Raw genomic sequence first — 19,796 nt, forward strand, 5'->3', positions numbered from 1 at the left:
CTCAAGGCCGCTCAGGCCGCCGTCTGCGGCGAAGGGAGCGCCAGCGCCGAAATAGCCGCACATCCATCGCTGCCACCATGAGGCCAAGCGGCAGCATCCAGAAGCCGAGGATCGGCAAGAACCCGAGGATGCCGCCGCAGATCAGTAGCAGGCCGAGCGCAAATCTAAATCCGGGCGGCACCCGCCGCTGAATCCAGACAAAGAAGGGGGCGAACCTTTCTTTCATGCGCTCGGCGCGGGACATCAGTCCTCCATCGCTTCCAATTCGTCGATCATGTCAGAGATCATCGACAGGCCCTTGTCCCAGAAAGCCGGGTCGCTGGCATCAAGGCCAAAGGGGGCGAGCAGTTCTTTGTGGTGCTTCGATCCGCCCGCTTTCAGCATGTCGAAATACTTTTCTTCAAAGCCCTCTTCACCTTCCGCGTAGACGGCGTAGAGCGCGTTCACCAGACCGTCGCCAAAGGCATAGGCATAGACGTAGAAGGGCGAATGCACGAAGTGCGGGATATAGGCCCAGAAGGTCTCGTAGCCCTCCATGTACTCGAAGGCCGGCCCGAGGCTCTCTGCCTGAACGCTCATCCATAGCGCGTTGATGTCGTCGGGTGTCAGTTCCCCGCCGCGGCGCGCCTCGTGTAGTTTGCACTCGAAGTCATAAAAGGCGATCTGGCGCACGACCGTGTTGATCATGTCCTCGACCTTGCCCGCCAGCAGCACCTTGCGCTCGGCTTGGGTCTGCGCCTTGTCGAGCATCTTGCGGAAGGTAAGCATCTCGCCGAAGACCGAAGCCGTCTCGGCCAATGTCAGCGGGGTGGAGGAGAGCATTTCGCCCTGATCGGCGGCCAGCACCTGGTGCACACCGTGGCCGAGCTCATGCGCGAGCGTCATCACGTCGCGCGGTTTGCCGAGGTAGTTCAGCATCACATATGGATGCACGTCCGTCACCGTGGGATGCGCGAAGGCGCCCGGCGCCTTGCCCGGTTTCACGCCCGCGTCGATCCAGCCCTTGGTGAAGAACGGCTTGGCCAGTTCGCCCATACGCGGATCGAAGGCGTTATAGGCCTCCATCACGGTCGCTTCGGCCTGCGCCCAGTCGACGACCTTGGGGTCTTCCATCGGCAGCGGCGCGTCGCGGTCCCAGACCTGCATCACATCAAGGCCCAGCCATTTGCGCTTGAGCTCATAATAGCGGTGGCTCAGTTTTGGGTAGGCTTCGACCACGGCGTTGCGCAGGGCTTCGACGACCTCGGGCTCAACGTGGTTGCTGAGGTGGCGTCCGGTCTGCGGTGTCTCCATCCCGCGCCAGCGGTCGATGACCTCTTTCTCCTTCACCTGCGTGTTGTGCACGCGGGCAAAGGTGCGGATGTTGCGGCCCAGCACATTGGCCAACTCGCGCGCACCGGCCTCGCGCTTGGCGCGGTCAGGGTCGGTCAGCAGGTTCAGCGTGCCTTCGATGTTCAGCGTCTCGCCGTCGACCTCGAACTCCAACCCCGCGATGGTCTCGTCGAACATGCGCTCCCATGCGTCGCCGACGACGCCGAGGTCATGCAGGAACTTCTCCATCTCGTCCGACAGCTGGTAGGGCTTCATCGCGCGGATGCGGTCGAAGACGGGCTTGTAGCGCGCAAGATCGGGATTCTCGTCCAGCAGTTTGGCGAGGTGATCGTCGGGCAGCTTGTTGAGCTCCAGCGTGAAGAACACCAGCGGCGTGGTGTAGTCTGTGATTTTTTCCTGCATGTCGGACATGAACTTGGCCCGGCCCGCGTCGGTGGTCTGCTGGTAGTAGCGCAGGCCCGCGAAGGACATGATGCGCCCGGCGACCTGATTGATTTTCTCGTTGCGCAGCACGCAGTCGAGCAGACCCTTGGCATCCAGCGTGGCCAGATTGCCTTCGTAATCGGCGGCGAAGCTGGCGCAGGCTTCCTCCAGCCAATCGAGGTCGCGTTTCAATTCGGGCGCGTCCTCACTGGTATAGAGATCGCTCAGATCCCATTCCGGCAGATCGCCAAGGTCTTTGCCCCCGGCGCTGGCGTTGGCATCGTGAAGCGGGAAGGGAAGCTGAAACATCGGTGTACCTCATTTGCGTTTCGTCACATCTATGCCTCCGGGCGGGCCGGAACAACCTATCCGTAGATGCGCAACATTTCTTTCAGATCGTCGAGGGTGTTGGCCTCTTGCAGCGGCTTGTCCTTGCGCCAGCGCAGCATCCGGGGAAAGCGCAGGGCGACGCCGGATTTATGGCGCGGGCTGGGCTGGATGCCCTCAAAGGCGATCTCGAAAACATGGTGCGGGGTGACTTGACGCACGGGGCCGAAGCGTTGCTGCGTGTTCTTGCGCACCCATGCGGTGATCTGGCGGAATTCGGCGTCGGTGAGGCCGGAGTAGGCCTTGGTGAAGGGCACCAGATCGTTGCCGTTCCAGACCGCGAAGGTGAAATCGGTAAAGAGGTTCGCGCGGCGGCCCGAGCCCGATTGCGCGTAGATCATCACCGCGTCGATGGTCAGCGGGTCGAGCTTCCATTTCCACCAGTCGCCCTTCTTGCGGCCCGAGAGATAAGGGCTATCAGCGCGTTTTAGCATCAGCCCCTCGGCCTGCGCCTCGCGCGCCGTTTCGCGCAGGGTGGCGAGTTGATCCCAGTCGGTGAATTGGTGCTGCGGCGAGAGACGCACGGGTGCGTCTTCGGGCAAATCGGCGGCGGCCTCTTCCAGCAGCGCACGGCGCTCGGCAAAGGAGCGGTCGCGGATGTCTTCGCCCTGCCATTCCAGCAGGTCGTAGGCGTGCAGTACGACAGGGGCCTCCTTGAGCAGCTTCTTCGGTACGGTCTTGCGTCCGATGCGGGCTTGCAAAGCATTGAAGGAGGAGGGGAATTCCGCCCCCGGCTGCCAGACCAGCAATTCGCCGTCGAGCACGGTGCCCGGCGGCAGGTGATCGGCGGCGCGGGCCAGTTCGGGGAAACGGTCCGTCATCAACTCCTCACCGCGCGACCAGACGAAATAGTCGCCGTCGCGCAGGATGAGCTGGCCACGGATGCCGTCCCATTTCCACTCGGCCCGCCAGTCTTCAGGGTCGCCTAAGTCCTCCGGCCCATCCTCCAGCGCATAGGCGAGGTAAAAGGGGTAGGGGCGCGAGGCGTCGGCGCTGGCGTCCTCGGCTTCGATCAAGCTGTGCCATGTGACGTCGTCGGGGTGCCAGTTGCCCATCAGGCGGTGCGCCATCTCCGCCTCGGGCCTCCCGGTGGCGCGCGAGAGGGCGCGGGTCATCAGCTTCTGGCTGATGCCGATGCGAAAGCCGCCGGTGATGAGCTTGTTGAAAAGAAACCTTTCGGTGCCGCCAAGCTGTTGCCACGCCGAGAGGACAAATTCCTTGCGCGCCGCGTCGTCGACATCCTTCAGCCCGCGCAGAGCGTTGATCCAAGAGGTGAGCGTGCCGGTGTCCTCGCTTTCGACCGGTGGCAGGACCAGCGCGATGGTCTCGGCCAGATCGCCGACGATGGCATAGCTGTCCTCGAAGAGCCACAGCGGCACGCCGGAGGCCTCGGAAGCCCATTCGCGCAGGCGGGTCGTGGTGACCGCGCGTTTCGGGCGGCGGCCTGAGAAGAGCGCCACGGTCCAGAGGCGGTCGTCCTCGGCGGCGGTGGTGAAATACTCGGCCAGTGCTGCGACCTTCACCGTGGTCTTGGTGGTCTGGTCGACGGCGTTAAAAAGCGCGGCAAATTCCTTCATTCGCTGTCGCCCCCGTCGCCTTCGAACTGGGTGGGCACGACTTCGGCGTTCCATCCCTGATCGTTCAGGTATCGCGTGAAGATATCCGTGTAACCATGTGTGACATATATGTTTTCCGCCCCGGTCTCGCGGATCGCCCAGAGCAGCCCATGCCAATCCGCATGGTCCGAGATGACAAAGCCCCGGTCGCCCGCACGCCGCCTGCGCACCCCGCGCAGCGCCATCCAGCCTGAGGCGAAGGCGCTTTCCTGCGCGCCGAACCGCCGCGCCCATTGGCTACCGAGCGCAGAGGGCGGTGCCAGCACCAGCGCGCCGGGATGTTCCTTGGGGTTAAGCTCGGGCGTCACCAGCGTGGTCTCGGGCAGGGCGATGCCTTGGCCGCGCAGCACCTCGTTGGTGTTCTCCACCGCCGTGTGGGTCAGGATCGGGCCGATTTCGGGGTCGAGCATCGACAGCAGCCGCTGTGCTTTGCCCAGTGAATAGGCCCCGAGGAAGGCGGTCTTGCCCGCCGCCTTGCAACCCGCCCACCAGTCGTTGATCTGTGCGGCCACCTCGGCCTGTGGCGCCCATCGGAAGACCGGCAGGCCAAAGGTGCTCTCAGTAATGAAATGGTGGCAGCGGACCGGCTCGAAAGCCTCGGACATGCCATCATCGATCACTTTGTAGTCACCCGAGGCAACCCAAACCTCGCCACCGACCTCGACCCTGATCTGCGCGCTGCCGGGGACATGGCCCGCGGGGTGGAAGGAGACCGTGGCCCCGCCGATCTGGCGCGTCTCGCCGTAAGCGATGCCCTCGATGGCGATCTCGCCCAACCGGTGGCGCATCACCGGCAGGGCGGCATGGGTGGCCAGATAGCTGCCCATGCCGTCGCGGGCATGGTCGGCGTGGCCATGGGTAATCAGTGCCCGGGCGACGGGGCGCCAGGGGTCGATGTAGAAGTCACCAGCGGCGCAGTAGATGCCGTTTTCGGTGAAGCTGAGGACGGGTTCGCGTGTCATCCCAAGCAATCTAGGCGGCGCGGACGGATTGCACAGGAAAATGACGCGGGCGAGCGGTTAAGGCGAGGGGTTAACTGGTGATATTGCCCAGATAGAGCTTTTCCAGCCCATCGAAGATCGGATTGCGCAACTCGGGCCTCTCCAACAACACCTCATGCTCGCCGCCCGGTACGATCTCAAGCCGCCCGCCTTTCCACTGCGCCATGCGCTTGTGGACGCGGTCGGTGGCGACGATACGCTCGTTGCTGCCAAGGTAGGTGACGCAGGGAATGTTGGGCGCCGAGCGTCCGGCGAGGTGTTTCGTCTCGGCCAGTGCCTCGCGCAGCCAGACGAAGCTCGGGCCGCCGAGGCTCAGCTCGGGGTGGGCGGCCAGTTGATCGCGCATCATGTCGTACATCTGCGGATCGGTGGTCAGCAGGTTGTCCTCGAAAGGGGCGATGGCGGGATAGGCTTCGATCTTGGTGCCCGGGGGCAGGCGGTGGCCCTGTCCGACGCGGGGCATGAACTGCGCCAATGACCACGCCAGCGCGCGCAGATGCGGGACGACATAGATGCCCCACATCGGGCCGGTGAAGGAGACGGCCTGCACCGGCAGCCCTTCCATCACGGCGCGCAGGCCGATGCAGCCGCCCATGGAGTGGGCCAGCAGGAAATAGGGGCGCGGCAGGTTCAGGCTGCGCGCGGCGCGCAGCATGGCGGCGACGTCTTTCTGATAGTCGCTGAAAACATCCACATGGCCGACGCGCGCGTCGGGCAAAAGCCGGTCCGACAGCCCCTGACCGCGCCAGTCGATCGCCATGGTGGCAAGGCCGCGCCGCGCGAAATCGGCGGCGCAAAGCCCGTATTTTTCGATATATTCGGTCCGCCCCGGGAAGAGCAGCACCGTGCCCCGCGCGCCTGCGCAGGGCCAATGACCCAGCCTGATCCGCTTGCCATCCGATGTCTCGGCCCAATGGGCTTGGCCCCCTTCGGGGCCGGGGGCGATATCGGTGTAAAGCGGGGCCGGGTCCAGATGCATCAGCCGAGAACAGCGGCGAGCTTCATCGCCATGCCCATGTCGCCGTCGATCTTGAGCTTGCCGGTCATGAATGCGGATGTGGGGTTGGTGTCGCCTTCGAGGATGGACTGGAAGGTTTCGGCATCCGCGCTCAGCGTCACGTCGGCCTCTTCGTCCGCCGCGCGGGCGCCGTTTTCGTCCATCATCACGGTGCCTTCACCTTCGATGTCGAACTTGGCCGTGCCGTCAAAATCGCTGCCGGCCAGCTTTTCGTTCAGCACCACTACCGCTTCGTTCACAATATCGCTCATCGCTCGCCCTTTTTTGGCATTTGGCCCCGCTACGTCTGGAATTGCGGCGGCAGCCTGTTACATTCAGTTTTGTTATGCGCATCATACCCGTCAACCTCAAACATACCGTTGCGGCAGTTGGTAGCTTTGTGTTGCTTGCGGGCATGGCCGTGGCCGAGAAGGCCCCGCCCGAGCTGATGCAAAAGCTGCGCGAGGCCCCGGCGGAGGAGGCCCCCAGAATCGCCCATGAGATCGAGGCGCATTGGCAGCGCTCCGGTTCGGCTGCGATGGATTTGCTGCTGACGCGGGGGCGGGAGGCGATGGCGGATGGCGATGCACGTCTGGCGATCGAGCATTTGACCGCGCTGACCGATCACGCCCCCGGTTTCGCCGAAGGGTTCCATGCCCGGGCGCAGGCCTATTATGGGGCCGACCTCTATGGCCCCGCGCTGGATGATCTGGAGCGGACGCTGGCGCTGAACCCCGACAATTACAACGCGATCTTCGGCCTTGCCGTGATGATACAGGAGTTCGGAGATCTGGGCCGTGCGGCCGCACTTTACCGCAAGACGCTCGCCCTCAACCCGCATCACGAAGACGCCCGCGCGGCCCTTGAAGGGCTGCGCCGGGACGGCATCGGGCGCGAGCTTTAATTCAAGGATAGACAGGTGGCAGGCAACAAGCGCGTCGTGGCCGTTCTCGGCCCGACAAATACCGGCAAGACGACCTATGCAATCGAACGGATGCTGGCCCATCGGACCGGGGTGATCGGCCTGCCGCTGCGGCTTTTGGCGCGTGAGGTCTATGACCGGATCGTCAAGGCACGCGGCCCCTCGGTGGTGGCGCTGGTCACGGGCGAAGAGCGGATCGTGCCGCCGCGCACGCAGTATTGGGTCTGCACTGTTGAGGCGATGCCGCAGGAGATGGGCGCGGATTTCGTGGCCATCGACGAGATCCAGCTTTGCGCCGATCCCGAGCGTGGCCATGTCTTTACCGACCGTCTGCTGCGCGCGCGGGGCCTGCATGAGACGCTGTTCATGGGGGCCGACACCATGCGCGGCACCATCGCGGCGCTGGTGCCGGGGGTCGATTTCATGCGCCGCGACCGGATGAGCGAATTGATCTATGCAGGTCAGAAAAAGATAAGCCGGATGAAGCCTCGTAGCGCAATCGTCGGCTTTTCGGTTGAGAATGTATATACCATCGCCGAGCTCATCCGTCGCCAAAAGGGCGGTGCGGCGGTGGTTATGGGGGCTCTCTCACCACGCACGCGCAATGCGCAGGTGGCGATGTATCAGAACGGAGAGGTCGACTATCTGGTTGCCACCGATGCCATTGGCATGGGGTTGAACCTCGACGTTGATCATGTGGCCTTCTCGGCGCTCAGTAAGTTTGACGGGCGGCGGATGCGACCCTTGGCCCCGAATGAACTGGCGCAGATCGCGGGCCGGGCAGGGCGTGGTTTCAAATCCGGCACCTTTGGCACCACCGGGGACGCGCCCGCGCTGGACGATCACGTTGCCCGCGCGATCATGGATCACAACTTTACCCCGCAGAACAAGATCAACTGGCGCAACCACGCTTTGCAATTCGGCAGCATTGATCGTTTGATCAAGACCTTGGAAATGCCGCCCGAAGACGAGCGGCTGGTCAGGGCGCGGGAATCTGACGATCTGAGGGCACTCAAGGCGCTGGCGCAGGTGGATGAGGTGTTTGCCCGGGCCACGGATGGCGCTTCCGTGCGGCTCCTGTGGGATGTCTGCCGGATTCCCGATTTCCGCGGCATCAGCCATGCGGAACATGCGGGGCTCTTGGAGACCATTTTCAACGATCTGCACCAGCGCGGATATATCCCCGATGATTGGCTCGCACGACAAATCAAACGAATTGATCGAACCGATGGCGACATTGATGCGTTGTCCAAACGACTCGCGTTTATTCGCACATGGACCTACGTTGCGCAGCGCAAGGGCTGGACAAAGGACGAAAGCCATTGGCGCGACACGACGCGTGTCGTAGAAGACCGCTTGTCGGACGCTCTGCACGAGCGTTTGACTCAAAGATTTGTAGATCGGCGCACAAGTGTATTGCTGCGCCGGCTTGGACAGAAGGAAGCCATGGTGGCCGATGTAAACGAGACCGGTGAAGTCACCGTTGAAGGTGAATTTGTAGGCAAGCTGGACGGGTTCCGCTTTCGGGTGGACAAGGGCGCGGGTGCGGCTGAAGACAAAACGGTGAAGACCGCCGCATTGCAGGCCTTGGCTCCGCAGTTCCATTTGCGCGCCGACCGGTTCTACAACGCCCCGGACACCGAGATTGATTTCACCGAACAGGGCGGCCTCATGTGGGGCAGCGCTGCGGTGGGTAAACTGACCGCTGGCAGCGACGCGCTGAAGCCGCAGGTCGAAGTCTTTGTCGACGATATCGCCGGGCCTGAAGTGGCCGAGAAGGTGAAACGCCGCCTCCAGCACTTCATCGACCGCAAGGTCGCGGCCCTGTTCGAGCCGCTTTTGGGGCTGAGCAAGGATGATACGCTGACCGGTCTGGCCCGTGGCTTTGCTTTCCAACTGGTTGAGAATTTCGGCATTCTGCCCCGCGCCCAAGTGGCCGAGGATGTGAAGGCGCTGGATCAAGACGCCCGCGGTGCGCTGCGCAAACATGGCATCCGTTTTGGACAGTTCACCATCTTCATGCCGCTGATGCTCAAACCCGCGCCGACACGTCTGCGTCTGGTGCTCTGGTCGCTGGCCAAAGGGCTGAACGAATTCCCTGAATCCCCCCCGCCCGGTCTGGTGACCATCCCAGTCGAAGCCGAAGCGCCCGCCGGGGCCGACACCATGTCGGGCTACCGCAACGCCGGCAAACGCGCGATCCGCATCGACATGCTGGAACGTCTCGCCGATATGCTGCGGGCCGAAGATTCGCGCGGCGGGTTCGAGGCCAAGCCGGACATGCTGTCGATCACCGGCATGACGCTTGAGCAATTCGCCGACCTGATGGAGGGTCTGGGCTACAAGGCCGAGAAGGATGAGCGGACCAAGGTGAAACCCGTCGATGTGGTGATGCCCAAAGACGGCAGCCATGACGCGATGGACCCCTCCGCCGATACCGTGGTGCCCGAGAAGCTCGATAGCGATCTGCCCGGTGACGATGCAGCCGACAAGCCGATCATGGATGTCGCCGCCGAGGAACCTGCGGGCGGTATCATCGAAACCCCTTCGGATGAGACCAACCCCGACGACCGCCCTGCGGATGTGGCGCAGATGCCCGACGATGGCATCGCCCCCATGGCCGATGTGGCCTCCGAAGAGCCTGAGGTCGACACCAACATCCCCGAAGTCCCAGTGGAAGAGATCCCACAGGGCACTGCGCCCGACGCCGATGTCGCCGGACCGGAGATGGAGACCTATTATATCTTCACATGGGCCCGCAGCCCGCGCGGCAATGGCGGTGGCAACCGTCGCGGCGGGGATCGCAACCAAGGGCAGGGCAAGCCGCGTAGCAAACCTGCCAAGGGCAAGGGGCGCAAGCCCGGTGGTGACAAAGGCGGCAAGTCGCAGAACTTCTCTGCCCGTCCCCCGCGTAAGGAAAAGCAGATCGACCCTGACAACCCCTTTGCCGCCGCGCTGATGGGGCTGAAGGACGACAAGTAAGTGGAGGCGGGCGCGAAACTGCGGCTGGACAAGTGGCTGTGGCACGCCCGCTTTTTCAAGACCCGTTCGCTCGCTGCCGCGCAGGTGGCGGGCGGCGCGGTTCGGATCAACGGCACGCCGACGCAGAAACGCGCCAGCAACGTCGGCCCCGGCGATGTGCTGACCTTTTCGCAAGGTGACCATGTGCGGGTGATCCGCATCGAGGCGATCGGCCATCGCCGCGGCCCGGCCCCCGAAGCGCAGACGCTCTACACCGATCTGTCCCCGCCGCAGCCCAAATCAAAGGACAGACAGCCCGAAAATCCCGGTTTTGAGGGAAAGGGCCGCCCGACCAAGCGCGACCGCAGGCAGCTTGATCTTTCTAAGGCGCGCCACCTTGAATGATCCCGCGCCCCGGTTTAGCTAGTCCCTCACATATCCAGCCAGAGTTTCCGCATGACCTATATCGTGAATGACGCCTGCATCGCTTGCAAATACACCGACTGCGTCGAAGTGTGCCCGGTGGACTGCTTTTATGAAGGCGAGAACATGCTGGTGATCCACCCCGATGAATGCATCGATTGCGGCGTTTGCGAGCCCGAGTGCCCCGCCGATGCGATCCGTCCGGACACCGAGCCGGATATGGAAAAATGGGTTGAGTTCAACCGTAAGTATTCCGAACTTTGGCCCGTCATCATCACCAAGAAAGACCCGCTTCCCGAAGCGGAAGAGATGGATGGCAAAGAGGGCAAGATGGAGCTCTTCTCGGAAAAACCGGGCGAGGGCGGCTAAGGCACTGCGATTCGCGCTTTGTTGCGCCTCTGTGACCTCAACTCTGCGTGTTAACCCGCTGAATTGACCGGGAAACCGCCGATGGCGGCTTGGGGGCGCTTCCGAAAGGCGTGATTCTGTGCTATAGTGTCTTCAAGCTGTAACACACGAGCCTGATAATGTTTCGACCCTGCTGCCAAGGTTGACCTCACATTTCTAACTCAAACGCACCCGAACGCAGACCGCTCAGGCTGCGCTTCGCATGCGTTTTACGTGCTGTTCAGGTGTCTGAGTTAATGGCGGGGCTTCCCCCGCGCGCCAAGGAGCGATCTATATGACCAAATCGAAAAAGCTTGATTTCCGCCCCAATGAATTCGTCGTCTACCCTGCGCATGGCGTCGGGCAGATCGTCTCGATTGAGGAGCAGGAAGTTGCCGGCATCGCGCTGGAGCTCTTCGTGATTTCCTTTGAAAAAGACAAGATGACCCTGCGGGTGCCGACCCATAAGGCGACCGAAATCGGCATGCGCGCCCTGTCGACGCCCGATGTGATCAACCACGCGATGAAGACCCTCAAGGGCAAGGCCAAGGTCAAGCGCGCCATGTGGTCCCGCCGCGCGCAGGAGTATGAGCAAAAGATCAACTCCGGCGATCTTATCGCCATTGCCGAGGTCGTGCGCGACCTGCACCGCACTGACGACCAGCGCGAGCAGAGCTATTCCGAGCGTCAGCTTTACGAAGCAGCGCTTGAGCGCCTGACCCGCGAAGTGGCCGCTGTATCGGGGGGCGATGAACTCGCCGCCGCAAAGCAGGTTGGCGACGTGCTGGAAAGCCGTGTGGCCGCTTAAGCGGTGCACAATTTAAGATAAGGCCGCGTCCCTTCCGGGGGCGCGGTTTTTTTATGGAATGGCCTGCCAGCCGTAGGCCATCATCTGGCAACCGGTCAGCAGGGCGATCTCGGTCACCTGTTGGGTCGCACCCAAGACATCGCCGGTCTGTCCGCCGATCTTGCGTTTGGCGATATGGCGGACCACCAGCGCCGCAAGCAGCGCCAACAGGGCCAAGCGCCATGCGGAATAATCCGGCGCCAGAACGATCACGACCACGCCGATCAGCACCGTCACCGCCGTCGCCAATTCACCGGGGCGGCCCGTGCGGTCAGACAGCCCATCGCGGCGGGCGGTGGGCAGGCTGTCCATCACCCAGACCATCGCCGCCCGCGACCCGCAGGAGGCGACGACCAGCGCCCAGATCAGTGCCTCATCCGTGATCAATTCGCTGATGAGATACCAACGCAGCAAAAGCGACAGCACCAGCGCCACGACGCCATAGGTGCCGATCACGCTGTCTTTCATGATTTTCAGGCGCTTTTCGCGGGTCCAGCCGCCCCAGAATCCATCGGCGCAATCGGCAAGGCCGTCTTCATGCATCGCCCCGCTCAGCATTACCAGCGTCAGCAGCACGAAGGCGGCCACCAATGGGGGCGTCGCCCCCATGCGTGTCAGCGCCACGCCGACGGCCCCGGCAATCAGCGCCAACGCGATTCCCACCAAGGGATAGGCCCAAGCGCTCCGGGCCGGGGGGCGGTGCGGCTCGGTCGGGAAATGGAAATGCGGAAGGGGCAGGCGGGTCAGCAGGGCAAAGGCCACGGCGATGTCGCGGGGCCGGAAGGCCTGCCTCAGGGCGGTGATGTCGGGAATGGCCATTATTTCGCCCCTTCGGCACTTTTCAGCGCCGACAGGCTAAGGCTAGAAACGATTGAATATCAATCCGCAAAGGGCCGCATATGAACACGTCTTTCGCCAGTCTTACCGAATTTCGCAGCCTGCTGCGTGCGATGCCCGCCTGCGACGACGCGGCGATGGCAGAGGCGCGGGCCCATGACGCCATGTTGACCAAACCCCCCGGCGCGCTTGGCCGGTTGGAGGACCTCGCGGTCTGGTATCGGGGCTGGCGCGGCGGGGCGCGGGCCGAGATCGTCGCGCCCCAGATCATCGTGTTTGCAGGCAACCACGGGGTCGCCGCGCGGGGCGTCTCGGCCTTCCCGGCAGAGGTGACGGCGCAGATGGTGTCGAACTTCGAACAGGGCGGGGCGGCGATCAATCAGATTGCACGGGTCAATGGGGCGAGCCTCGACGTGGTGCCGCTGTCCTTGGACAGGCCCACCCAAGATTTCACCGTCGCGCCCGCGATGGCGGAAGACGAATTCACCGAGGCGCTGCGGGCGGGCTGGGAGGCGGTGAATCCCGAGGCCGATCTGCTTGTCGTGGGTGAGATGGGCATCGCCAACACCACCTCGGCGGCGGCACTTGCCACGGCGCTTCTGGGCGGCGGGGCGGAGTTCTGGACCGGGCGCGGCACCGGGGTGGATGACGCGGGCCTGTCGCTGAAGACCGAGGTCGTGGCCGAGGGGGTCGCCCTGCATGCGGACAAGGGGGATGGGCTAGAGCAGCTGCGCCGCCTCGGGGGGCGGGAACTGGCCGCGATGGCCGGAGCTTTGGCGCGGGCGCGGGCCTTGCGCATCCCGGTGATCCTTGACGGTTTCATCTGCTGTGCCGCCGCGCTCAGCCTCGCGCGCACGGCACCCGGCGCGCTGGATCACTGCGTCGCGGGGCATCTCAGCGCGGAAAGCGGTCACCGGCGGCTCTTGGGCGCGTTGGACAAGGAGCCGCTGCTGGAGTTGAACCTGCGTCTGGGGGAGGGCTCAGGCGCGGGCTTGGCGATTGGCATCCTCAAGACCGCGCTTGCTTGTCACGCGGGCATGGCCACCTTTGCCGAAGCAGGCGTCAGCGACGCATAGGGCGGCGCGGGTGGCCCCCAAAAGGGGCTGCCCGGTTCAGGCGCTTTCCTTGCCCTTGTCCTCGCCGAGGTTGAGAAAGGCGGTCTCCAAATCCTTCTGCAACTCCTTCGCGCGGGCCACATAGGCGGCGTTTTGCGAGGGCGGCACATCGGGCCGCCAAAGCGCCGCCAATTCGCGGACCGAGACCCGGTCATGGGCGTAGAAAAGCTTTTGCGCCTCATTCGCCTCGAAATCCGAAAGCCCCATGTTTTCCAATACATAGCGCCCGGCGCGCAGCGAGCTGTCGAACATTTCGCGCACGATGTCATTCGACCCGGCCTGATAGTGGCGGTAGACCTCCTCGCGGTCGCGCGCGCGGCTGACGATATGCAGGTTCGGGTTCTCTTTGCGCGCGTAGGAGATCAGAGAGACCGCCGATTTCGGATCATCAAGGGCCACCACCAAGACGCTGGCGTCTTGCAGCCCCGCTTTGCGCAGGATGTCGGGCCGGGTCGGATCGCCCAGAAACCCCTTGAAGCCAAAGCGCCGCATGACGGCGATGGTCTCGGGGTTATGGTCCAGCACGACGGTTTGAAAACCGCTGGCTTGGACCATCCGGTTCACCATCTGGCCAAAGCGCCCGACGCCCGCGATGATCACCGGACCGCTGCTGTCGATCTCATCGGCGATGACGGGGCCGCCGTCGTCAAGGCGTCGGCTGATCAGGTCGTGCAGGATGAAAAGCAGCGGCGTGATCAGCATGGTTAGGGCCACGACCAGCAAAAGCGTCTCGCCAATCGGGTCGGGCATGACGCCGGTGGCGAGGGAAAAGCTGACCAGCACGAAGCCAAATTCCCCGGCCTGCGCCAGCGCCAGCGTGAAAAGCCAACCGTCGCGGCCTTTGAGGCGGAAGAGGCGGCCCAGCACCATCAGGATCAGCGCTTTGACTATGATGACCAACAGCGCCATGCAGATCAGGATCAGCGGTTTTTCGAACAGCAGGACAAAGTTGATGCCCGCCCCCACGGTGATGAAAAACAGCCCCAACAGCAGCCCCTTGAAGGGTTCGAGGTCGGTCTCCAACTCATGGCGAAACTCGCTGCTGGCCAGCACCACGCCCGCCAGAAAGGCGCCGAGCGCGGGCGACAGGCCGACCACGGTCATCAGCGAAGAGATCCCCACCACGATCAGCAACGCCAGTGCCGTGTACATCTCGCGCAGCTTGGCGAGGTGGATGTAGCGGAACACCGGACGGGTCAGGTAGATCCCCACGAGGATGATCGCGGCGACCGCTCCGATGGTGACCAGCGTAACGCCCCAGCCCGGCAGGCTTTGCACGAAGGTCTGCGCGGCATGGGCGACCTCTCCGGCGTGGCTGCCCTCGGCCCCGTGATGGGCATTCTCCACCGCCTGCGGGTCGAGCGAGATTGACCCATCGGGCAAAAGCCCGCCCGGAATGCCCGTGGCGAGCAACGGCAGGAAGGCGAGGATGGGGATCACCGCGATATCCTGCGTCAGCAGGACAGAGAAGACGGAGCGCCCGCCTTGGGTTCGCATCAGCCCTTTTTCCGATAGGGTTTGCAACACGATGGCCGTCGAAGACAGCGCCAGTGTTAGCCCGATTGCCAGTGCCACGCGCCACGGCTGGTCGTAAGCCATGGCGATGGCCATGAGCGCCGCTGTCGACAGCAGCACTTGCAAGCCCCCCAATCCCAGCAGACGGTGGCGCATGTCCCAGAGCGCGCGCGGCTCCAACTCCAACCCGATCAGGAAGAGCATCATCACAACGCCGAATTCCGCGAAATGCTGCACGTCTTTCGTCTCGGACCCGACGAGGCCCAGCACCGGCCCGATCAGAATGCCCGCCGCCAGATAGCCCAGCACCGACCCCAGCCCCAATCGCGCGGCGATGGGCACGGCAATCACCGCGGCGGCCAGATAGACGGAGGCTTGGAACAGGAAACCTTCCATTGCGGTCCTCTTTCAGCGTCAGGTGGGCAGCGGCCCGTCCTGTTTCAGTTGATCCATGACAATCTGGCTATGCACCCGGCTCACGGCCTGATGGGGCAGAAGAACGTCGTGAATGAGCCTGTTCAGGCTCGGCAGATCGTCACAATAGACCCTCAGGAGGTAGTCCGCATCCCCCGTCATCGTCCAAGCGCTCACAATCTCGGGACGGGTGGCCATGAGCCGGGCAAAGCTCGCCGAATGTTCCGGCCCGTGGGTGCCCAGATGGACCTGCACGAAGCCCTGCACGTTCAGCCCCATGCGCACCGGATCGAGCCGCGCGTGATAGCCGCGAATGTAGCCTTCCGCCTCCAACCGCTGACGCCTGCGCCCGGCTTGGCTGGGGGAGAGGTTCAGCTCTTGCCCCAACTCCTGCGCCGTGAGGTGGGCGTTCTTTTGCAGCGCCGTTAGCAGCCGCCTGTCGATCTCGTCCAACATGATGCGCGAACTCCGCATGGTTTGAAGGTAGTATGCGTCACTTCCGCGATATTGACCAGTTGAATGCTGCGATACGCGCAATTCGCGCGGCGGTTGCGGCGTAGACTGGGGCAAATCCAAAAGCAGAGGAGACTGACATGGGCCCTTTCCCGCATGACGCCCCGAAATCGCAGATCACGGCAGAGAACCCCGCCGGCACCGATGGTTTCGAGTTTGTCGAATTTGCCAGCCCCGACCCGCAGGCGCTGCGCGATGTCTTCACCAAAATGGGCTATGCCCATGTCGCCAACCACAAGACCAAGAAGATCGAGCTTTGGCAGCAGGGCGACATCACCTACGTCTTGAACCACGACCCCGAGAGCTTTGCCGCGCGTTTTGTCGAAGAGCACGGCCCCTGCGCCCCCTCCATGGGCTGGCGCGTGGTGGATGCGCAAAAGGCGCTGGAGCACGCGGTGGCCAATGGTGCCGAGGAATATAAGGGCGACGGCAAGGTGCTCGACGTGCCCGCGATCATGGGCATCGGCGGCTCGCTGATCTACTTCGTTGACCAGTATTACGACACCTCGCCCTATAACTGGGAATACGACTGGATCGCCACATCCAAGCCCGAGGGCGTGGGGTTCTACTACCTCGACCACCTGACGCACAACGTGCACAAGGGCAATATGGACGTCTGGTTTAAGTTCTACGGCGACCTGTTCAACTTCCGCGAAATCCGCTTTTTCGACATTGAGGGCAAATACACGGGCCTTACCAGCCGGGCGCTGACCTCGCCCTGCGGACGCATCCGCATCCCGATCAATGAGGACCGGGGCGAGACCGGGCAGATCGTGGCCTATCTCAAGAAATACAACGGTGAGGGCATCCAGCATATCGCCGTTGGTGCGCGTAACATCTATGACGCCACCGATGCGATTGCCGACAATGGGCTGAAGTTCATGCCCGGCCCGCCCGAGACCTATTACAAGATGTCGAAAGAGCGGGTGACCGGCCACGAAGAGCCGCTGGACCGCATGCAGAAACACGGCATCCTGATCGACGGCGAAGGCGTGGTCGACGGGGGCGAGACGCGCATCCTCTTGCAGATATTCTCGAAAACCGTGATCGGGCCGATCTTCTTTGAGTTCATCGAACGCAAGGGGGACGACGGTTTTGGGGAGGGCAACTTCAAAGCGCTCTTTGAATCGATCGAGCAAGAGCAGATCGACAATGGTGAGCTTGAGGCCACCTAGTCGCAAGTACATCGGGGGGGAGGGAAAAAGGGGCGCTGCGGCGTCCCTTTTTTTGTGGTGTGACCTAGTTCGGCATCTTCAGCACGACATTCCGACCCCGGCGCACATAGCGCAACTCGCTGTCCCCGATGGCCGAGACGCGACCGCCGTCGATCCGGTCGCCGACCTCAACCTTTTGATAGCGCCCGTTGCTGAGCCGGACCAGAGCGCGGCGGTTCGAGGGCTTGCCATAGACGCCGATCAGATTGACGTCGCGCAGGTTGATCGCATTCTTCACCGTGGCCTGTTTCGCCACGGAGGTTTTCGATGGAAAGCGGGGTTGGACCGCTTTGGGCGCGACACTCGCGACCTGCGCAGGCGCAGCCCGGCGGGCGGCGCGTTTCACGATCCGGTCGAAATTGCGGGGCCGCGTATCGGGGCGGCGCGACTGGGTTGTGGCCTGTTTCGTCGCGTTCTGGATTGCGGGCGGCGTGGCGAGGGCGGCGGCGACCGCGCCACTGGTATCGATGGGGGCGACCTCGGGCTCAGGCGTGGCGGCGGCGAGCGCTTCCTGAGCGATTTCTTGAACGGATTTGGGCCGCAGTTGCGGGCGCAGATCGGCCAGTTCGGACCGTGTCAGCCCGCCAAGCTGGGCGCGTTCGGTCGTCTCTGCCAAATCGTCGGGGCGCGGACGGGGGCGGACCTCGGCCAAGGCGCTGTCGACCTCGGGCTCCGCCGGATCGGCGTCGGGCCGGATCAGAGTGGCGGGGGGCTGCACGGCGGGGCGTCCGAGGTAGACCAGATGGCCATCGGGGCTGAGCGCCCCCTGCGCCGTGGGTTTGACCAAGCCGCGCGCGTCCAGCGCAAAGCGTGTGCCCGCCGCCGCCGGAGAGCTGACTGCGCCGGGGGCGATGTCGGTGCTGAACCCATCGGCGGGCGGCAGGGCCACGGCGTCTGTCGTGCTGCTGATCGGGTCGATGCTGGTGAGGTAGAGATCGTCGATATCAATCGCCGCCGCCGGGGCCGGGGGCACGTCCGGGGCGCGGGCCCAGATGCCGGTGGTGGCATATTTGGCGTCGATCTCGGCCTCGGTCATCTCTGACAGGGGGCGCGGCTCAGGGTCGCGCAGCGCGTCGAGCACGGCACCGTCTTCATCAGTCAGACCGGCGTCCAAGGCGGCGGTTTCGATTGCGTCAGGCTCTGCCGGTTCGGGGGGCAGCACGGCGATGTCATTTTCGATCTCAGGGGTTTCTGCAGGGGCCAAGGCTTCGGCTGTGCTGCGCGGGCTGCGGTCGCCAAAGAGCCGCGAAAGCGCGCTGCCCTCGTCGAGGAAGATTGAGGCCCAAGCCGCGACACCGGCCAAGAAGACCAAAAGCGCCGCCGTCAGGATCAGGCCAAGGAAACGCGGCTTGCCACCGACTTCGTTCCGGCGGCGCGCGCCGAAAACGGTCATCCGCTCGGCCTCTGTTGACGGGGTGGCCGCGGCGGGGCTGGCAGGGGCGGTCCGGCGGTCTTTCGACGCTTTCGGTTTGCGGCGGCTGAGGAAGGTGCCGGTCGAGGTGGTCGCCTCGGGCGTCAGCGAGCTGCTGTCGGGCTGGGGGGCTGCAGCCTCTGTCGCGGCGGCGGCGGCGGTTGCCGGTTCGACGGGCATCTGCGGCGCAAGCGGGGCCGCGGCGGGCGATGGCGCGCCGACGGGCAGGGAGGCTGTGCTGGGGGCGGGCGCGGGCGTCGGTTCCGCTTTGGCGGCAGGCGGGGGCGGGGGTGCCTCCCGGCTCGCGCCGCCAAGGCTGGGCGCGTTTTCTGACCCGCCACGGCGGCTTGCGAAACCGGCGGCAGGGGCGCTGCGCGAGGGCGGTGCGGTGAAATCAACCTTGCGCGAAGGCTCGGGCTGCGGCGCGGTCTGCGTGCTGGCCGCCGCCGCGAGGGGGGCTGCGGATGCCGCAACGCTGCCCGCGGGGGCGGGCTGCGCGTCCGCCTTCGTCTCTGCCGGTTCCTCGCTTGGCGCGGCGGTCTCCAACGCGGGCAGGTTCTCCGCCAACGGCGGTGGGGTTTCCTCTGGAGTGGGGGGCAGTTCGGCCTCTGCCGGGTCTTCTGTCGCCTCCGTTTCCGCCGCAGCGTCCAAGGCGGGCAGGTCTTCGTCCAAGGGCGGTGGCGTGTCTTTGGGGGTCGGCTCCAACGCGGGGGAGGCTTCTGAAACGTCCTCGGTCGAGCCCAAATCCGGCAGGTCTTCCTCTAACGGCGGCGGGGTCTCCTCCGGCGTCGGGGCAAGTTCAGGCTCGGCGATGGGGGTCGTCTCATCCGTGTCCACGACCGGCCCTTCGGGCGCGTTCATCACGCCGGAAATCACGATGGGGGCCGTCTCAGGCTCCACGGTTTCGCCGGGTTCCAGCAGGTCTGACGCGGCTTTCGTCATGCCGAAATGCGGCGCGCCCTCGAAGCGCTCACTGGCCGGGGCGGCGGCAAAGCTGACCGGGTGGAAACGATGCTCCACCGCGAAGGCCTCGGCTTCGTCCAAAGTCTCACGGGCCACGGCGGCCACTTGGCTCTGCCCGCCATCGGCATGCACGTCAAACACCAGATCGGAAACCAGATAGGGCGTGGCCCCCTCCAGCGCCTCTGCCGCTGCCGCACGGCGGGCGGCGGGGGCCATATTCGGTGTGTCGAGGGTGAGGTATTTGATCTGCGCGTCGGGGATCAACAGCAGGCTGCGCAGCCCGCCCGGCTCCAACGCCGTGGCGGTTTTGCGCAAGACCGCCAGTTCCGCCGCCAGATCGGCACTGTCGAGCGCCACTTCACCAACAAGCTGCCATCCGCCCGATGTGCGGTGGAGCAAACGAATGCCGTCGAACGACAGGGAGAGGGTAAAATTCGGCTTCATCGCGGTCGACTTTAGCATGGGGTCGGGCGCACTTACAGACGCGCCGCAGTCATCGCGAAGGATAGAGCAGGAGT

17 protein-coding genes are annotated in these 19,796 nt (G+C 64.1%); 7 read left to right on the plus strand and 10 right to left on the minus strand.

The features are described 5' to 3' along the window. Position 1: 1 nt before the first annotated feature. The 6 genes from ACGYLQ_RS13985 to ACGYLQ_RS14010 form a co-directional block, all read right to left on the minus strand. On the minus strand, positions 2-244 hold the full coding sequence (locus ACGYLQ_RS13985) for a hypothetical protein (protein WP_394443489.1): 243 nt from the start codon (positions 242-244) through the stop codon (positions 2-4). Then, the gene (locus ACGYLQ_RS13990; RefSeq protein ID WP_394443491.1) at positions 244-2,064 is read right to left on the minus strand and encodes a M3 family oligoendopeptidase; all 1,821 of its coding nucleotides are present in this window, start codon (positions 2,062-2,064) and stop codon (positions 244-246) included. The genes ACGYLQ_RS13985 and ACGYLQ_RS13990 overlap by 1 nt, the downstream gene beginning before the upstream one ends. A 56-nt stretch (positions 2,065-2,120) precedes the next feature. Further along, positions 2,121-3,719, minus strand: coding sequence for an ATP-dependent DNA ligase (locus ACGYLQ_RS13995; protein ID WP_394443493.1), 1,599 nt, complete (start codon positions 3,717-3,719; stop codon positions 2,121-2,123). After that, positions 3,716-4,720 carry a ligase-associated DNA damage response exonuclease gene (locus ACGYLQ_RS14000; protein WP_394443495.1) on the minus strand — a complete coding sequence of 335 codons (1,005 nt, stop codon included), beginning with the start codon at positions 4,718-4,720 and terminating at the stop codon, positions 3,716-3,718. Before ACGYLQ_RS14000 ends, ACGYLQ_RS13995 begins: the two co-directional genes overlap by 4 nt. A 70-nt stretch (positions 4,721-4,790) precedes the next feature. Then, on the minus strand, positions 4,791-5,738 hold the full coding sequence (locus tag ACGYLQ_RS14005) for an alpha/beta fold hydrolase (RefSeq protein WP_394443497.1): 948 nt from the start codon (positions 5,736-5,738) through the stop codon (positions 4,791-4,793). Further along, positions 5,738-6,028 (minus strand): SCP2 sterol-binding domain-containing protein, encoded by a 291-nt coding sequence (locus ACGYLQ_RS14010; protein WP_067262473.1) that lies wholly within the window; start codon positions 6,026-6,028, stop codon positions 5,738-5,740. Before ACGYLQ_RS14010 ends, ACGYLQ_RS14005 begins: the two co-directional genes overlap by 1 nt. A gap of 74 nt (positions 6,029-6,102) precedes the next feature. Here ACGYLQ_RS14010 and ACGYLQ_RS14015 point away from each other — a divergent pair, with 74 nt between their 5' ends. The 5 genes from ACGYLQ_RS14015 (at position 6,103) to ACGYLQ_RS14035 (ending at position 11,257) form a co-directional block, all read left to right on the plus strand. Continuing rightward, complete coding sequence (locus ACGYLQ_RS14015; protein WP_067262476.1) at positions 6,103-6,660, plus strand: hypothetical protein; 558 nt, start codon at positions 6,103-6,105, stop codon at positions 6,658-6,660. Between the two features lie 15 nt (positions 6,661-6,675). Next, complete coding sequence (locus tag ACGYLQ_RS14020; protein WP_394443499.1) at positions 6,676-9,660, plus strand: helicase-related protein; 2,985 nt, start codon at positions 6,676-6,678, stop codon at positions 9,658-9,660. Next, the gene (locus ACGYLQ_RS14025; RefSeq protein WP_322329420.1) at positions 9,661-10,044 is read left to right on the plus strand and encodes an RNA-binding S4 domain-containing protein; all 384 of its coding nucleotides are present in this window, start codon (positions 9,661-9,663) and stop codon (positions 10,042-10,044) included. 51 nt (positions 10,045-10,095) lie between these two features. Beyond that, positions 10,096-10,431 (plus strand): ferredoxin FdxA, encoded by a 336-nt coding sequence (gene fdxA / locus ACGYLQ_RS14030; RefSeq protein ID WP_067262482.1) that lies wholly within the window; start codon positions 10,096-10,098, stop codon positions 10,429-10,431. Positions 10,432-10,744: 313 nt separating this feature from the next. Further along, positions 10,745-11,257 (plus strand): CarD family transcriptional regulator, encoded by a 513-nt coding sequence (locus tag ACGYLQ_RS14035; RefSeq protein ID WP_007120274.1) that lies wholly within the window; start codon positions 10,745-10,747, stop codon positions 11,255-11,257. Positions 11,258-11,308: 51 nt separating this feature from the next. On the opposite strand, the gene cobS is transcribed toward ACGYLQ_RS14035, so the two are convergent. Continuing rightward, on the minus strand, positions 11,309-12,115 hold the full coding sequence (cobS, locus tag ACGYLQ_RS14040; RefSeq protein ID WP_394443501.1) for an adenosylcobinamide-GDP ribazoletransferase: 807 nt from the start codon (positions 12,113-12,115) through the stop codon (positions 11,309-11,311). Positions 12,116-12,195: 80 nt separating this feature from the next. Between cobS and cobT the strand changes: the two genes are divergently transcribed. Next, on the plus strand, positions 12,196-13,209 hold the full coding sequence (gene cobT / locus ACGYLQ_RS14045; RefSeq protein ID WP_394443503.1) for a nicotinate-nucleotide--dimethylbenzimidazole phosphoribosyltransferase: 1,014 nt from the start codon (positions 12,196-12,198) through the stop codon (positions 13,207-13,209). Positions 13,210-13,245: 36 nt separating this feature from the next. Here the strand turns inward: cobT and ACGYLQ_RS14050 are convergent, their stop codons facing one another. Further along, positions 13,246-15,159, minus strand: coding sequence for a monovalent cation:proton antiporter-2 (CPA2) family protein (locus tag ACGYLQ_RS14050; RefSeq protein WP_394443505.1), 1,914 nt, complete (start codon positions 15,157-15,159; stop codon positions 13,246-13,248). Between the two features lie 18 nt (positions 15,160-15,177). Further along, a complete protein-coding gene (locus tag ACGYLQ_RS14055; protein WP_271689612.1) occupies positions 15,178-15,633 on the minus strand; it encodes an Lrp/AsnC family transcriptional regulator in 456 nt (151 codons plus the stop codon). 137 nt (positions 15,634-15,770) lie between these two features. Between ACGYLQ_RS14055 and hppD the strand changes: the two genes are divergently transcribed. After that, positions 15,771-16,865, plus strand: coding sequence for a 4-hydroxyphenylpyruvate dioxygenase (gene hppD, locus ACGYLQ_RS14060; RefSeq protein WP_322329424.1), 1,095 nt, complete (start codon positions 15,771-15,773; stop codon positions 16,863-16,865). Positions 16,866-16,929: 64 nt separating this feature from the next. On the opposite strand, the gene ACGYLQ_RS14065 is transcribed toward hppD, so the two are convergent. Next, entirely contained in the window at positions 16,930-19,740 is a 2,811-nt protein-coding gene (locus tag ACGYLQ_RS14065; protein ID WP_394443506.1) for a hypothetical protein, read from the minus strand. Between the last annotated feature and the right edge of the window lie 56 nt (positions 19,741-19,796).

This window comes from Sulfitobacter sp. 1A12779, assembly GCF_043557315.1.
GTDB lineage: Bacteria > Pseudomonadota > Alphaproteobacteria > Rhodobacterales > Rhodobacteraceae > Sulfitobacter > Sulfitobacter faviae.